The organism is Rhodococcus sp. 1163, assembly GCF_002091985.1.
Classification (GTDB): Bacteria; Actinomycetota; Actinomycetes; order Mycobacteriales; family Mycobacteriaceae; genus Rhodococcoides.
This window is the reverse complement of sequence record NZ_MKKX01000024.1, coordinates 101,043-116,888: the sequence shown is the minus strand read 5'-3', so window position 1 is coordinate 116,888 and position 15,846 is coordinate 101,043. Positions and strand designations below refer to the sequence as shown.

Here is a 15,846-nt window from a genome sequence, read left to right as displayed (position 1 = left end):
CCTGGTGCTATTGCACGTTGCCCGTGTTTCTTGGTCGTTAAGTAGCGGTTACTCAGATGTGCACATCCGTTCGGATGACGGCATCCCCATCAGCACCGGAACCTTGCGCTCACCCGACTCGTCGAACGCAATGGTCGGATCGATCGCCTCGGGCACATTCACGAACGAGACGAATCTGCCCAACTTCTCCTCGTCCTCGAGAACGCCTGCCCATTCGTCCTTGTAACCGGCCACATGGCGGTCCATATCGGCCTCGAGTTCGGCGCCGATCCCCAGGCTGTCTTCGCAGACGACGGCCTTCAGATGCTCGAGACCACCATCGAGCGCGTCGAGCCACGGCGCCGTCCGCTGCAAACGGTCCGCGGTCCGGACATAGAACATGAGGTACCGGTCGATGTAGCTGACGAGGGTGGCGTCGTCGAGATTCGATGCGAGCAACCGCGCATGCTTCGGCGATTGGCCACCGTTACCGCCGACGTACAGATTCCAACCACCTTCGGTAGCGATGACGCCGACATCCTTACTCCGTGCCTCCGCACATTCGCGAGCACAACCGGAGACACCGAACTTGATCTTGTGGGGTGAGCGCAGACCTCGGTATCGATTCTCGAGGTCAACGGCCATCCCTACCGAATCCTGGACGCCGTAACGGCACCAACTCGATCCGACGCAGCTCTTCACCGTGCGCAACGACTTACCGTAAGCCTGGCCGGATTCCATGCCGGCGTCCACCAACCGCTTCCAGATCGCAGGTAGCTGCTCCACGCGGGCTCCGAACATGTCTATTCGCTGACCACCGGTGACCTTGGTGTACAGACCGAAATCTCGTGCCACCTCACCGATGACGATGAGTTGTTCCGCCGTGCACTCCCCTCCCGGCATACGTGGAACAACGGAATACGTGCCGTTCTTCTGAATGTTGGCCAGGAAATGATCGTTGGTGTCCTGCAGAGATGCCTGCTCACCGTCGAGGATGTGGTCCGAGGACGTCGAGGCCAGGATCGAAGCTACGACCGGCTTGCAGATGTCGCATCCAGTCCCCTTGCCGTACTTGACGATCAGCGAGGAGAACGTGCGGGTGTTCGTCGCCCGAACGATCTCGAACAGCTCGGCACGAGACTGACCGAAGTGCTCGCACAGCGCCTTCGACATCACCACACCCGATGCGGCAAGAAGCGCCTTGATCGACGGAAGGCATCCCCCACACGTCGTGCCGGCGTTCGTGCAACTCTTCACCGACGCAAGATCACCGGCCCCCTCCGCGATCGCGTTGCAGATCGCACCCTTGCTCACGCCGTTGCACGAACAGATCTCCGCATCATCCGGCAACGCACCGATCCCGACTTCCTCGGCAGCAGGAGAGATCAACGATGCTGGATCGCCGGGAAGTTGCCGTCCGACCAACGGGCGAAGCATCGAGTACGCGGCAGCATCCCCGACGAGGATTCCACCGAGCAAAGTCTTCGCATCGTCGGACACGACCAACTTGGCGTACGTCCCTTTGGGAGCGTCACTGAAGACAACCTCCAGCGCTCCCGGCGTGAGAGCCATGGCGTCGCCGAAGCTGGCGACGTCGACACCCATGAGCTTGAGCTTGGTGGACAAATCGGCACCGGGGAATTCCGCTGCACCGCCGAGCAAGCGGTCGGCCACGACCTCTGCCGTCGAATAGCCAGGGGCGACGAGCCCGTAGGAAGTCCCTTCGACCGCGGCACATTCACCGATGGCATAGACATCGGGATCGACCGTGCGGCAACCGACGTCCACCAAAATTCCGCCGCGCTCACCCAGTTCGAGGCCGCAGTCCCGAGCAAGTCGATCCTGTGGCCGCACACCGGCCGAGAACACCAGCAACGCTGCATCGATGACACTGCCGTCGGACAACTCCACCGAAAGCCCTGCCCCATCGGCGTTCTCGGTGATCGACGAGGTGCCGACACCGGTGTGGACGGTCAGCCCGAGGTCGGTGACCAGACGTGCCAACAGCGCGCCACCACCCTCGTCGACCTGAAGCGGCATCAGTCGCGGAGCGAATTCGACGACATGGGGTGACATGCCCATCTTCTGCAGCGCGTTGGCTGCTTCGAGTCCGAGTAGACCTCCGCCCACCACGACACCCACCGCGCCTGGACCCGCGGCGTCCGCGCAGGTCCTGATCCGGTCCAGGTCGTCGAGCGTGCGGTAGACGAAGCACTCCGGGCGATCGTGCCCGGTGATCGGAGGAACGAAAGGGTAGGAACCGGTAGCGAATACGAGGGCGTCGTAGTCGACGGTCTCTCCGGTCGATGTCGTGACCGTCTTCGTTGCGCGGTCGATGTGCTCGGCTCGCACACCGATTCGCAGATCGACGGCTGTGTTGCCGAGATCGCCTGTGTCGTCGAGATAGTCGTTGCCCGCCAGTGCGAGCTCCCGGTGATCCCAGGCGCCCACATAGGACGAAAGCCCCACTCTGTCGTAGGCGGGCAATGCCTCCTCGCAGAGCACTGTCACCTTCCACTCGGACGCGGTGTCTCGCGCGCGGAGCGCCTCCACGAATCGGTGACCTACCATGCCGTGTCCTACAACCACCGCGTTCTTCACGTGAGTTGTCCTTTCGCAAATTTCGTGTCGAACAATGTTCGAGGAGAAAAGAAGTCAGACCGCGACGGACGCGTTCGTCTTCTCGCCTTCGAGAACCCGCGGCTTACGTAGATAAACGGCCCACGTCACTGCACAGCACACGACATAGAAGACGAGAAACACCCAGAAGGCCGTGGTTGCGGACTTCGCCGCGCCCGAGTACGAAGCTCGCAGCACGAGGTTGATTCCCACACCACCCAAAGCCCCTATGGCACCGGCAATTCCGATGAGCGCACCGGACATCCTGCGCGACCAATGCTGCTGTTCCGCGATACTCATGCCCTGCAGTTCTACAGACTTGGCGGCGAAAATCGCAGGAATCATCTTGTAAACCGAACCGTTGCCGATGCCGGACAGAAGGAACAGGAGAATGAACCCGATCACGAAGAGGGTCATCATGGTTCCGGTGGCAGCACCTGCGGTGTTGTCGTCCCACGTGCCTGCGGCAACCAGGATCCCGGTGGAGAAGACCATTGCCACGAACGTGTACAGCGTGATCTTGCCACCACCGATCTTGTCGGCGAGCTTGCCACCGAAAGGTCGTGAAATCGATCCGAGCAAAGGTCCGAGAAACGCAATCTGAGCTGCGTGCAACGACGCTTGTGCCTGCTGGGCTGCGGTAGCGGGTGCGCCATCGGTGATGCCGGCAAGGAAATTGATCTGCAGAACCTGACCGAACGCGAAACTGAATCCGATGAACGAGCCGAACGTTCCGACGTAGAGGAACGCGATCCACCAGGAATCGGAGAACCTGAGAACGTCGATCATCGAGCGGCCGTTGGTCTTCTGATTCTCGAGGTTGTCCATGAAGAGTGCGGCACCGACGGCGGCGATCGCGATGAAGACGAGGTAAACGGCACACACGATTTCGGGAGCCGTGTTGCCGATCGTGGCGATGACCAACAGGCCGATGAGTTGGATGACAGGCACACCGATGTTTCCACCGCCGGCGTTCAGCCCGAGTGCCCACCCCTTTTCGCGCTGCGGATAGAAGGCGTTGATGTTGGTCATCGAGGACGCGAAGTTGCCACCACCGAGGCCGGCAAAGGCTGCGACGACGATGTAGGTGGTGTACGACGCCGGGTTGAGCATGAAGTACATGGTCAGCATCGTCGGGATCAGCAGGACGAGGGCGCTGAAGATCGTCCAGTTACGGCCGCCGAATTTGGCTGTCGCAAACGTGTACGGAATCCGAAGGATTGCTCCGACCAGCGTTGGCACCGCGACGAGAAAGAACTTGCCTGCCGCGTCGATGCCGTAGACCGACACCGGCATGAACAGAACCATCACGGACCAGATCGACCAGATGGAGAATCCGACATGCTCGGCGACGACGGACCAGATCAAATTCCGCTTCGCGATCGTCTTGCCACCGGCCTCCCATGCCTCGACGTCCTCGGAGTTCCAGTGGCTGATGCGGTGCTTGATCGACACCGGAACGCTTCCTCGCTCGGGCGTCGTTGTCGAAGCATCTTGGGCTGATGGTGCCTCGGGAATGCTGGTCACGTGGGCCTCCTGATCGCGTGGGAGACCCAAAGGTAGAAAAACAGTGTTGCGGGGGCGCTGCCTGCGGTGACCTGTCGATTAACTTGCTCTCACGGGGCGAAACCGGTACCCGTGAGGTCGTCGGGGTTACGACGCCGCGGTCACCAGGTGTCTTCGAGCATGCGCGGGCGGCAGCACAGGTACCCGCCGACGAGCAGCACCGCAACACATCCGGTCAGGAGCAGCATCGGAACACCCCAGCCACCGGAGAGCGTGTGCAGCAGTCCGAACGACAGCGGCCCGGTGGCCGATACGACGTATCCGAGGCCCTGGGTGAATCCCGAGAGAGCCGAGGATCCGGCATGGGTGCGGGTGCGGAGATTGATGAGTGTCAACGACATCGGGAATGTCATCGTGCCGAGTCCGATGAGGCATACCCAGAGAACGGTTCCGGCGGTCGGCGAGAAATACAGTCCGGCGAACCCGATGAGGTAGAAAACGGCAGCCGCGATGACCAAGCCGTACGGGTTGCGCAGGCGCGCGCACAGCGACGGGGCGGCCAGCGAGGAAATCAGACCCATCCCGCCGAACGCTGCGACCGAGGCACCGGCGAAGGCCTCACTGATGCCCGAATCGGTGAGGATCGTCGGTAGCCAGGTCAGCATCGAGTAGGTGATGAACGAGGTCATCGCGAACATGCCGACCATTCCCCATGCCAGCGACGAGCGCCAGATTTTGCCTTCCGAATGCTCCTGCACGGCCACAGCGCTGGCCGCTTCCCTGCCATCACGCTCACGGCGTGAGAGAACGACACCGAGCCACGGCACTGCTGCCGCCACGCCCACGACGGCCCACATCCCGATCGAGAAGCGCCATCCATATGCCTCCGCGACGGGAACTGCCACCAGCGGCGGAACCATCGTGCTGATCTGCATGGCACAGATGTAAAGGGTGCTCACGACAGCCAGACGATCGGAGAAGTAGCGCTTCACCAGCGGTGGAAGAACGACGTTTCCGATTCCCATACCTGCCAGCGCGAGTGCCGACAAGGCGAGGAGCGAGCCGGTCCCCGGCGCGAATGCTCGTGTGGCCATACCGCCGGTCGTCGCCAGCATCGCCACGAGGGCGGCGCGCTCGAGACCGATTCTCTTGACGATGAGGGGTGTCAGAAGGCCGAAAACGGCGAACATCGCCGGTGGAAGCATTCCGACCAGTCCGACGACCGTGGATCCGAAGTGGAGTTCATCGCCGATACGCCCGAACAGTGGGCTGATCGAGGTCACGGCGGCGCGCAATGTCAGCGCAGACAGAATGATGGCCGCGAAGACGAGTAGCCGTCCTCGGACCAGATGCCTAGCGTGGGTCCGGTCGTTCGACTCTGTTACTGCAGCGGGACTCACCACCGAATCATAGGATGACCGGATCATCTGACGCAAAGCCTTAAACTGGCCTACACATCGAGAAGAAAACGGGGAGTCACGCGTGCAGCAAGTTCAGCGTTCCAGCCTGATATCACAGGTCACTGCGCAGCTTCGCGAGGAGATCGTGGCCAAGCGTTGGCCGGTCGGTACGCGCATTCCGGCAGAACCCGAGCTGTGCGAGCTCACCGGTACCGGTCGAAACACTGTCCGCGAAGCCGTGCAGGCACTGGTCCACGCTGGAATGCTCGAGAGACGGCAGGGATCGGGAACGTATGTGATGACTGTGTCGGATCTGGGTGGCGCACTGGGAAAATACTTTGCCGACGCGCAGGACCGTGATGTCACCGAGCTACGACGCACCCTCGAGGTCACTGCGGCTACGCTTGCCGCCGAGCGAGCCGACGGAGACGACATTCGCGCACTACGAGAGGCACTCACCGCACGAAACCTCGCCTGGACAACTCGGTCTCGCGAGGACGCGATCGCGATCGATGCGCAGTTTCATCGCGCGATCGTCGCCGCCTCCCACAACGCCATCTATCTGGAGTTCTACGATTCGCTACTGCCGGTGATCCGCCGGGCTATGGATCATCACGCTGCCGAGCACGACAACGACTATGTGGACGAACATGCCGCGCTGGTCGAGGCCGTAGCCGCAGGCGACCCTCTACGTGCAGGCGAGGCAGCACGTGTGTTCTTCCGTGAACTCGGGGCGGATCACTGAACTAGAGGATCAGCCGTACCAAATCGGCCGTTCGCGCGAGCCCGGGGAAAGCTTCGGGCGTCGAGCGCGGATGCAGCGCGTGCACCGCGAACCGAAAGATCAAGGCACGCAACAACATTTGTGGCCATTCGGGAAGATCGTCCCAGCGCCCGATCAAAGCATCGTCCGCTCCACCCCACGAAATGGCATCGACCACGGCCACCGCTGCGGCCCATGACGTCGGACGCCAATACGGGGTGATGTCGGTGAGACCAGGAGCTTCGCTGCCGTCGAACAGCACCGTGCCGAACAGATCGCCGTGCACCAACTGGTCTGCCGATTCGACAGGTCGGCGCAGACTCGCGAACTGCTTGATCAATTCGAGGCTCTGACGCCCGCCTTCGGAGGTCACTTCCGGAGCGCCCGCACCCCGCGCCGCCCGCAGGGGAACAGCCTCCCAAGCCGCCCGATCTGCCGCAACGAACACATCCACATCCGCCCACGGGGCAACGGGCGGCTGCACCAGAAAGCGAGGGCGCTCCAACTGGGCCGTTGCCGCATGAAGCCGCATCGACAATGACACGACCTCGTCGTGCCGCGGTTCCGGCGAACCCTCGATGAAGGTGTCAGCGCGCCAACTACTGACCACGTAACGCCCGTCGGTCGACCGGACGGGACGCGCAAGGCGGACACCGTCGACGGCCAGGGTCTCGCGAACCTTCGCCGACCACGCAGCACGCGCGTGATCTGCGACAGGCGAAAGCACGACATCACCGAGTCGCCACCCACCGTCCCAGTCGGCACCGAGCGGCGTGGGCGGTACATCGCGCAACCCGAATGTGGAGATCACGTGCTGAGGGGGTTCCACTGAGCTCACAACTCTCACGCTACCGCCGACGAGCCGCACCGCTCCGCAGGCGCGCGTGGAGTACGACCGGCCGAACAGTGCCGACGTGCGACTAGTAGATCGGCAAGCTGGGATCGACCTGACCGGCCCAGGCAATAATGCCGCCTTGCAGATGAACTGCATCGGCGAAGCCCGCCTGCTTCAGAACGGCAAGTGCCTCTGCCGACCGAATTCCAGTTTTGCAATGCAACACGATGCGTCGATCGTGGGGAAGCGACGCGAGTGCATCCCCGGAGATGATCCCGCCCTTCGGCACCAGGGTTGCCCCCGCGATATGCACGATGTCCCACTCCACCGGCTCGCGAACATCGATCAACGCGACATCGGCACCAGTCTCGAGCAACACCGCCAGCTCGTTCGGCGTGATGGTCGAACCTTCCGCCGCAGCCGCATCCTCGTCGGACACGACCCCGCAGAACGCGTCGTAGTCGATGAGTTCGGTGATCGGAATCCGATCCGGATCTCGCTGCAGACGGATAGTGCGGTAGCTCATGGCCAACGCGTCGTACACCAACAATCGCCCCAGCAAAGTGTCACCGATGCCGGTGATCAGCTTGATCGCCTCGGTCACCATGACCGACCCGATCGAAGCACACAGGACCCCGAGCACACCGCCCTCCGCACAGGAGGGAACCATCCCGGGCGGCGGAGCCTCCGGATACAGATCTCGAAGGTTCAGACCGACCCCGTCCGGCGCATCCTCCCAGAACACCGAGACCTGACCTTCGAAACGGTAGATCGACCCCCACACGTAGGGCTTACCGGCAAGAGCTGCGGCGTCGTTGACGAGGTAGCGCGTGGCGAAGTTGTCGGTTCCGTCGAGAACGAGATCGTACTGCTCGAAGAGAGGCACGGCATTCGAGCGATCCAGTCTCACATTGTGCAGCCGGACCTCGACGCCGGAGTTGATTTCGCGAATCGAATCGCGGGCGCTTTCCCCTTTCGGGCGTCCGACGTCGGAACTACCGTGGATGACCTGTCGCTGCAGGTTGGACAATTCGACGTCATCGAACTCGACGATCCCCAGCGTCCCCACACCTGCCGCCGCGAGATAGAGCAATGCAGGCGAGCCGAGCCCTCCTGCGCCGATCACCAACACTCGGGCGTTCCGCAACCGTCGCTGCCCCGTCATTCCTACGTCGGGGATGATCAGATGGCGACTGTATCGAGCCACCTCGTCGAGCGTGAGCTCTCCTGCCGGTTCGACCAGCGGGGGCAACTGCGTCATGAAAAATGCACTCCTCGACGGCACTCCGTCAGTGGCCGTATGCCACGTTCGGTCACTTCACGTTACCGAACTGCCCACTCGCCGCCGCTTCGGTGATCCACCACCCGCACCGGTCCGCGATCGCACGACGAGCGTTCAGCTACGAGGGTAAGGCCACGGATTGAACCGACAGGTCTTGCCGTCCATAGGCACGACGCCTTCTGGATCGAGGCGGGCGATGTCGTCGTTCGAGGTGCCGAAGGTTTGCTGCATCATCACCGGGGCCAGGCCTCCCTCGGTTTCGCACGGCTGATGTTGCTGATAGCCGATCGCGTGTCCGACCTCGTGATTGATCTGATATTGACGATACGAGCCGATATCACCTTGAAATGCGATGGCGCCACGCACCCATCGGGGCTCGTTGAGCACGACACGACCGATTCCAGGGTTGTAGCACGAGACCTCGAGCTGAATGTCATAACCACAGGCCTTACGGATGGACATCTGCGAGGTCAGCGAAATTCGAAAATCAGGATCACCGGATTCGACTCGGCGGAATGCGAACCGGGGGTCGTTCGTCCAACTCTTCGGGTTGCCCAGTGTCTGATCGACCAGTCTTCCGAACGACTCGTCGCCACCGAATCCTGCCGTATCGATACCGTCCTCGACCTCGACGGTGTAGGTGAAGGTGCGCTCGGTCCCTTGACCGACTTGGTTCGACGAACCAGGGACCAGGTGCCAGGTACCCGCACCATCGACAGCAAACGACCCGCCGTCCGGTAGCTCACCGGAGGGAATGGAGGCAGCGAAGTTGCCGTCGGCTTGCGGCGGAACCCCGATCACTCCGGAACCACTAGTGTCCGAGCTGAGCGCTCCGAATCCCGGATCCGCCGGCAGTGAGAGGTTTCCGGTCGCGGTGGTAGTGGGATCGCCGGTGCGCACCGCATCGACCACGACCAGGGTGGTCACCACCAGAAGCAGCGGAATTGCATAGGCGCGCCAACCATAGACGGATGCAAATTTTCCGAGCTTGCTCTGTTTTCTGACTTGGCGTTCCGGACGCGGTGTCCGCGGACGTCGTAATTCTTCTCGGCTCGTAGGGTCCCACTGGGCCCGCAGCGGCTGGTGTGAGCCTGCGCCGCCAACTTCACGCGGGAGATCATCCGGACCGCTTTCATACCGTCGAGCAGGGCCGTCATACCCTCGCGCTCGAGCGTCCTCCGTACGGCGATCGCCGTCGGTACGGCGGCCTTCTGCGGCCTCGAACCGACGTGACCGCTGATCGGGTGGGAGGTATGCACCCCCGCGCCTCGGCCCTCCTCGGTCAGTCACTCCGCCAGAATCTCACAGTCTGGCGCATACGCCGCTCGCCGCGCCGAAAATTACGCCTTCGAACAAACCCAATGCCCGATTCGGGCCTATTTATCAGGATGTCCGACTTGTCCAAGGATGTGACTCGAAAAACGAGGACGACCCGCAGTCCCTTCGGTCACAACTTCGGCAGGTATTGTTGCCCACGATCTGCGCTACTAGTACAAAACGCCTCCGGACACGGGCACCCACGGGCAACCGACACCGGCGCAGTGACCTATGCGGATGGGATCAAGCACTATGACAGAACTCGCGGATCGGATGTCCTCGGACCGTCCGACTCCTCCAGCCGGCCGCCGCAGCGCGCGCTTGCCGCGCGAGGCGCGACGCGCGCAACTCTTGGCTGCAGCGAGCGAGATTTTCGTGACCCGTGGATACCACGCGTCCGGAATGGATGAGATCGCCGAATGCGCCGGAGTGAGCAAGCCCGTGCTCTACCAACATTTCCCCGGCAAACTCGAGCTGTATCTCGCCGTACTGCAAAGTTATGTGGACACCCTGATCTCAGGGGTCAGGCAGGCGTTACGTTCGACGACCGACAACCGGCAGCGCGTCCGCGCTGCGGTGCTGGCGTTCTACGACTTCGTCGACACCGACACGCAGGGGTTTCGTCTGGTGTTCGAATCGGATCTTATGGGCGACCCCCAGGTGGCCGCCCGCGTCGAGCAGGCAACGGAAGCATGCGTCGACGCAGTGTTCGACCTCGTCGCCCACGACTCGGGCTTGGACCCGTACCGAGCGCGCGTACTTGCCGTCGGTCTCGTCGGTGCCAGCCAGTTCACTGCGAGGTACTGGCTCGAGGCCGACCGTCCGATTTCCAAAGAGGACGCCGTCGACACCACGGTGTCACTCGCCTGGGGCGGACTGTCCCATGTTCCGCTTCAGTCTCCCTAGAGTTCACGACAACGCGATAGGCCCCGTATCGATCTTCCGATACGGGGCCTATCGCGTTGTCGATCCAAAAATCTAGGTCGCGAATCCGACCTTGCGAGGATCGGCTGGGCCGATCTCCACGTACGCCACCTTCGCGGCCTGCACGAGGTACTTGCGGCCCTTCTCGTCGACGAGGGCCAGCACGCCGTCCTTGCCACTCAAAGCCTGAGCAACGAGCTTCTCGACCTCGTCCGGCGACTGTGCACTGTTCACCACGAGCTCACGAGAGCTTTCCGACACACCGATCTTGACCTCCACGGCCAACCTCCGAACTCATAGACAACTAAGGCTGCTTCATCCAGGCTAGTGCAGCCGACACCTCCGGAGCCCAACTCGCGCCTGTGCTGTCAGCGAACACCAGGTTCTCTGCTAGACGAGCCCGAGCACGCGCATCCGTTTCGAGTGCTGCTCCTGCATCCGATCGAACAACGCTGCGACACCGTTGAGATCGCCCGATACCGCGATCACCAAGTCGGTGAGGCTCTCGCGCTGCGCCAACACGTACTGCGCCTGGGTGATCGCTTCACCGAGTAGTCGCCGGCCCCACAACATCAAGCGCGCCTTGTCCTGAGAGCTTTCCTGTACCCGGACCGCGACCTCGTGAACCACGAATTCCGAATGACCGGTCTCGGCGAGAACCTCGCGGACGATCCGCGCGACGCTGGGATCGAGTGTGTGGGCGATCTCGCGGTAGAAGTCGGCTGCAATTCCGTCGCCGACGTAGGCTTTGACCAGAGCTTCCATCCACGTCGAGGGGTTCGTCGAAGCGTGGTATTCGTCGAGTGCGCGGACGAAGGGGTCCATCGCGGTATAGACGTCCACTCCTCGGTCCGACAGTGCCCCGACCACAGTTTCGAAGTGGTTCATTTCCGCCGCCGCCATACTTGCCAGCGCGACACGACCCTGCATCGACGGAGCCATCCGGGCGTCCTCGGCCAGCCGATAGAACGCGGAAATTTCGCCGTACGCCAGCACCGCGAAGAGATCCGATATTCCGGGGTGGTCGTATGCGACCAACGTCATCTCGGATGAACCTCCGGAATCGGACGGGTCCTCCGTGGGTGACGCCGAGGCAGACAGAGCAGCGGTCGATAGATCAGACGAATGAGCTCCCATGGAACACGATCGTAGTCGCGTCAGGATCGATGCTTCAGCGCAGACCGACGATGGGTGTCGGGTTGCGCGCGCAGTCGCGAAGGCATTGAAAATCACTCGATACACAGGATGGGAGTTCGGCAAGCTACCATGGTGATCAGATCACTGCACGGACCGATCGATACGGACCGACACACGCGGAGATCAGTGACAATGTGTGCGCACCTGATCCGGGTCGCTACGACTGCTTCGCCCATCGTGTTCGGGCCCGAACACGATCGCGGCTGAGGCTCGACGCGACATCACATCGGATTGAGGGCATCGACTTCGGCCGGCAATAGGCCTGTGCCCTTCCTTGTGCGTACGTTCTCGATACGAGGAAGGCCAGACCCCTGAGCAAGATCATCATCGACCAAGAAGACGAGACCGGCGACACGACGTTGTCCGCCCAGCTCGACGACACGCACGTACCCCCGACCTTCGCCGAACTGGGCGTGCGCGAGGAGATCGTCCGATCCCTGAAGGACATCGGGATCGAGCGGACCTTCGCAATCCAGGAGCTGACCCTCCCACTGGCTCTCGCCGGCGACGACCTCATCGGTCAGGCCCGCACCGGAATGGGCAAGACCTTCGGGTTCGGCGTTCCTCTGCTGCAGCGCATCTCCACATCGGACTCCGGCACAACGGCTCTCGACGGCACCCCGCGGGCGCTCATCATCGTGCCTACCCGCGAACTGTGCGTGCAGGTCACCTCCGACCTCCAGAATGCTGCCAAACATCTCCGCTCGACGACTGGACCTGTCAAGGTGCTCTCGATCTACGGCGGTCGCCCCTACGAGGCACAGATCAGTGCCCTGCAGAACGGCGTCGACGTCGTCGTCGGCACCCCGGGACGTCTGTTGGACCTCGCCAAGCAGGGTCACCTGATTCTGGGCAAGATCGGCGTCCTGGTACTCGACGAGGCCGACGAGATGCTCGATCTCGGGTTCCTGCCGGACATCGAACGCATTCTCGGAATGGTCCCGGACAAAAGGCAGACGATGCTGTTCTCGGCGACGATGCCGGGACCGATCATCACCCTCGCCCGTACGTTCCTCACCCAGCCAACTCATATCCGCGCCGAAGAAGCCGAGTCGTCGGCAGTGCACGATCGCACCGCTCAGCACGTCTACCGAGCTCACGCACTCGACAAGGTCGAGATGGTGACCAAGGTGCTCCAAGCAAACGGCCGCGGCGCAACCATGATCTTCACCCGCACCAAGCGCACCGCCCAGAAAGTCGCAGACGAGCTCGCAGAACGCGGGTTCGCCGTCGGTTCGGTGCACGGTGACCTCGGGCAGGTCCAGCGCGAAAAAGCGTTGAAGAAGTTCCGCACCGGTGGAATCGACGTTCTCGTAGCCACCGATGTGGCCGCCCGAGGCATCGATATCGACGACGTCACGCACGTCATCAACTACCAGTGCCCAGAGGACGAGAAGACGTACGTTCACCGCATCGGCCGTACGGGCCGCGCAGGCCGTACCGGTATCGCTGTGACGTTGGTCGATTGGGACGACATCCCCCGGTGGCAGCTCATCGACAAAGCCCTCGATCTGGGGACACCCGACCCCGTCGAGACCTACTCGAGCAGCCCGCACCTGTTCGAAGAACTCGACATCCCTACCGGTGTCGGCAGCACAGTCCACAAGACCTCCGAGGCCAAGGCCCCCAAGGACTCGAACGGTAGCGCGTCGACCGATGAGACCTCGAAGGACAAGGGACCGGAAAGTACCGACGCCGATGCGGAGCCGCATGCTTCCAAGCCTCGCCGCTCCCGCTCTCGTTCGCGAACCAGAGCGGGTAAGCCCGCGGCCGGAGAGGCGGATTCCGTCGCTGACACCTCCGGCTCGGTAGCCATCGAATCGACCGGTGACACAGGGACAGAAACGACGGTTGCCCCACGTAGACGACGGCGTCGCCGCTCCTCCGCGTCGGCATCGTCCGGTGCGGCCGCGTCGGAGTAGTCTCTCAAGCTGTGCTTGCACCCGAACGTCGGCGCCGGTCGGATATCGCCGTCGCCGTAGCGATCGCAGTCGTGACCGTGCTCGTTCTCGGAGTTGTGTGGCTCCGAAGCGACGCGCACGGCACGACATCCGCCCCTGCGGAATCTCCTTTGCCCCAAGCGAATGTGGCAACGTCGATTCCAGACGCGCTGACCGAGACTTGGCGTGCGTCGAGTCCGGTCACGTCGGCACCGGTCACCACAGGCGGTGCCGTCGTCACGGGCGACGGTGGCACTGTCTCCGGTCGGGACCCGCTCGATGGCTCGATTGCATGGAGCTATATCCGAGATCGAGAGCTGTGTGCCGTTACGGATGCGTGGAATACGATCGTCGCGGTCTATCGGGACGCCAGGGGTTGCTCGCAGGTCACCGAACTCGACAGCTCCAGTGGTATGCGGAAAGCTCAACGTAGCAGTGACGCTGATGCGAATATCGTGCTGAGCGAGGACGGAACTTACGTCACCTCCCGCGGTGACACTCGAATGGAGCTATGGCGCTCGGACCTGGTCCGAACACTCGAATACGGTCGCGTCGACGCACCGGTCAACCCAAATGGTCAACCCAGATCTGGTTGCACCCTGCTGTCCTCCGCTTCCAACAGTTCTCGCGTCGCAGTTCTCGAGCAGTGCCCAGGCGAGTCCGGGGCGCGACTGACAACGATGAATCCAGCCCCGAAGGATGCCCAGCAGCCGGAGGAATACGGTTCTTCCGTCGTGGCGGCGTTGATAGGATCCGACGGCCCCATCGCCGGCGCATCGATTCTCGTCGCCTCGGGTGACCGTGTGGCAGTGGCAATTCCAGCACATTCCGCACAACCACCGAGGGTTGCAGTCTTCGACGGAAACGCACAGCCCTTGGCCGAGTTCGACCTTCCTGCCGCAGTCGTCGACGACTACCGCTCCCCCACAGCCGAAGCAGTAGTCAAGGCCGCATCGGTCTTCAGTTGGTGGACTGGGAGTGGAACCGTGGCGCTCGGATTGACTGATCTGGCCCCGATGTGGTCGATCGCCGGCGCACTCGGACCCGGCACGGTCATGGGCGGCCGGCTACTGGTTCCGATACCCGGCGGAACAGCAGTGATCGACCCCGCCATGGGGACCGTGGAACGGACCTTGGACGTCGACAGGGCCGGCTACACCGGCCCTGTGGGCATGTCGGTGATCGGCGATGTCGTCATCGAGCAGCGCGGGGACGACCTCGTTGCACTATCGGCACGCTGAGGCGGTGCTACCGAAACCGATCAGTCCGGTGTTTTCGGAGAATAAGTGGCCAATGCCGCCCCGTGCTGCCAATGTGCCAGGAGATTCGCTGCGAGTTCGCGATATGCCTGCGCGCCCTTGCTCTTTCGTCCCGACAGCACCGTCGACCCTGAAGCCGTAGCCTCCGCGAACCGGACAGTCCGCGGGATCGGTGGTGACAGAACCGGCAGATCGTATCGATCGGACACGTCGCCGAGCACATCCCTGCTGTGGGTGGTCCGCGCATCGAACAGAGTCGGCAAAGCACCCAGCAGAGTCAGATCAGGATTGGTGATCTGTTGGATCTCCGAGACGGTCCGAAGTAACTGTCCGACACCACGATGCGCGAGAGTTTCACATTGCAGTGGAACGAGCACCGATTGGGCTGCGGTAAGGCCGTTGAGGGTCAACACCCCCAGCGACGGAGGGCAGTCGATGATGACGACGTCGAAATTCTCGATCACCGGCGCCAGCGCTCGCTTGAGGGCATATTCTCGTCCCGGACGCATGAGAAGCAACGCTTCGGCACCGGCAAGATCGATCGTCGCGGGCAGCAGCATGATGCCCTCGTCAGTTTCGATAAGCACGTCGGAAACATCTTTGTCTCCGGTGAGGACTTCGTGCACGGACGAATCGAGTTTGTCGGGGTTGTGACCCAACGAAAACGTCAGGCACCCCTGCGGATCGAGATCGACCACGAGAACACGCTGGTCGAGCGCGTGAAGTGCAGCCGCCAGCGACGCAACCGTCGTCGTCTTTGCGACGCCACCCTTCTGGTTGGCCACTGCCAGTACTGTCGTCACACCTGCGATCCTTGCGCACAAA

General features: G+C 62.4%; 13 protein-coding genes. 4 read left to right on the top strand and 9 right to left on the bottom strand.

The window, feature by feature from the left end:
• Positions 1-48: 48 nt before the first annotated feature.
• The 3 genes from nirB to BJD99_RS11055 all read right to left on the bottom strand — a co-directional run bounded on the left by nirB (position 49) and on the right by BJD99_RS11055 (position 5,504).
• Positions 49-2,580, bottom strand: coding sequence for a nitrite reductase large subunit NirB (gene nirB, locus BJD99_RS11065; protein ID WP_084346885.1), 2,532 nt, complete (start codon positions 2,578-2,580; stop codon positions 49-51).
• A gap of 54 nt (positions 2,581-2,634) precedes the next feature.
• The gene (locus BJD99_RS11060; protein ID WP_084346952.1) at positions 2,635-4,047 is read right to left on the bottom strand and encodes a NarK/NasA family nitrate transporter; all 1,413 of its coding nucleotides are present in this window, start codon (positions 4,045-4,047) and stop codon (positions 2,635-2,637) included.
• A gap of 218 nt (positions 4,048-4,265) precedes the next feature.
• Positions 4,266-5,504, bottom strand: coding sequence for a CynX/NimT family MFS transporter (locus tag BJD99_RS11055; protein ID WP_084346951.1), 1,239 nt, complete (start codon positions 5,502-5,504; stop codon positions 4,266-4,268).
• A gap of 82 nt (positions 5,505-5,586) precedes the next feature.
• On the opposite strand from BJD99_RS11055, the gene BJD99_RS11050 reads away from it, so the two are divergent.
• Positions 5,587-6,249: a FadR/GntR family transcriptional regulator gene (locus tag BJD99_RS11050; protein ID WP_084346884.1), complete on the top strand. Its 663-nt coding sequence runs from the start codon at positions 5,587-5,589 to the stop codon at positions 6,247-6,249.
• A gap of 1 nt (position 6,250) precedes the next feature.
• Here the strand turns inward: BJD99_RS11050 and BJD99_RS11045 are convergent, their stop codons facing one another.
• The 3 genes from BJD99_RS11045 to BJD99_RS11035 all read right to left on the bottom strand — a co-directional run bounded on the left by BJD99_RS11045 (position 6,251) and on the right by BJD99_RS11035 (position 9,674).
• Positions 6,251-7,105: a TIGR02569 family protein gene (locus BJD99_RS11045; RefSeq protein ID WP_084346950.1), complete on the bottom strand. Its 855-nt coding sequence runs from the start codon at positions 7,103-7,105 to the stop codon at positions 6,251-6,253.
• 82 nt (positions 7,106-7,187) lie between these two features.
• Positions 7,188-8,363: an adenylyltransferase/sulfurtransferase MoeZ gene (gene moeZ / locus BJD99_RS11040; protein ID WP_084346883.1), complete on the bottom strand. Its 1,176-nt coding sequence runs from the start codon at positions 8,361-8,363 to the stop codon at positions 7,188-7,190.
• A gap of 135 nt (positions 8,364-8,498) precedes the next feature.
• On the bottom strand, positions 8,499-9,674 hold the full coding sequence (locus BJD99_RS11035) for a DUF3152 domain-containing protein (RefSeq protein ID WP_084346882.1): 1,176 nt from the start codon (positions 9,672-9,674) through the stop codon (positions 8,499-8,501).
• A 279-nt stretch (positions 9,675-9,953) separates the two neighbouring features.
• Between BJD99_RS11035 and BJD99_RS11030 the strand changes: the two genes are divergently transcribed.
• Positions 9,954-10,607, top strand: a complete 654-nt coding sequence (locus BJD99_RS11030; RefSeq protein ID WP_084346881.1) for a TetR/AcrR family transcriptional regulator — start codon at positions 9,954-9,956, stop codon at positions 10,605-10,607.
• A 72-nt stretch (positions 10,608-10,679) separates the two neighbouring features.
• On the opposite strand, the gene BJD99_RS11025 is transcribed toward BJD99_RS11030, so the two are convergent.
• A complete protein-coding gene (locus tag BJD99_RS11025; protein ID WP_179142288.1) occupies positions 10,680-10,904 on the bottom strand; it encodes a DUF3107 domain-containing protein in 225 nt (74 codons plus the stop codon).
• A 111-nt stretch (positions 10,905-11,015) separates the two neighbouring features.
• Positions 11,016-11,669, bottom strand: a complete 654-nt coding sequence (locus tag BJD99_RS11020; RefSeq protein WP_256895611.1) for a ferritin-like fold-containing protein — start codon at positions 11,667-11,669, stop codon at positions 11,016-11,018.
• 464 nt (positions 11,670-12,133) lie between these two features.
• Between BJD99_RS11020 and BJD99_RS11015 the strand changes: the two genes are divergently transcribed.
• Together BJD99_RS11015 and BJD99_RS11010 are read left to right on the top strand one after the other, a co-directional pair.
• The gene (locus tag BJD99_RS11015) at positions 12,134-13,744 is read left to right on the top strand and encodes a DEAD/DEAH box helicase (protein WP_084346878.1); all 1,611 of its coding nucleotides are present in this window, start codon (positions 12,134-12,136) and stop codon (positions 13,742-13,744) included.
• A gap of 11 nt (positions 13,745-13,755) precedes the next feature.
• Complete coding sequence (locus BJD99_RS11010; protein ID WP_084346877.1) at positions 13,756-15,003, top strand: hypothetical protein; 1,248 nt, start codon at positions 13,756-13,758, stop codon at positions 15,001-15,003.
• Positions 15,004-15,023: 20 nt separating this feature from the next.
• Here BJD99_RS11010 and BJD99_RS11005 read toward each other — a convergent pair whose 3' ends face one another.
• Positions 15,024-15,824 carry a ParA family protein gene (locus tag BJD99_RS11005; RefSeq protein WP_084346876.1) on the bottom strand — a complete coding sequence of 267 codons (801 nt, stop codon included), beginning with the start codon at positions 15,822-15,824 and terminating at the stop codon, positions 15,024-15,026.
• Positions 15,825-15,846: the final 22 nt, after the last annotated feature.

Bases quoted from the DNA above. Each gene is read 5' to 3' on its own strand.
- BJD99_RS11020 (WP_256895611.1), bottom strand. From the start codon at position 11,669: ATGACGTTGGTCGCATACGACCACCCCGGAATATCGGATCTCTTCGCG.
- moeZ (WP_084346883.1), bottom strand. From the start codon at position 8,363: ATGACGCAGTTGCCCCCGCTGGTCGAACCGGCAGGAGAGCTCACGCTC.
- BJD99_RS11030 (WP_084346881.1), top strand. From the start codon at position 9,954: ATGACAGAACTCGCGGATCGGATGTCCTCGGACCGTCCGACTCCTCCA.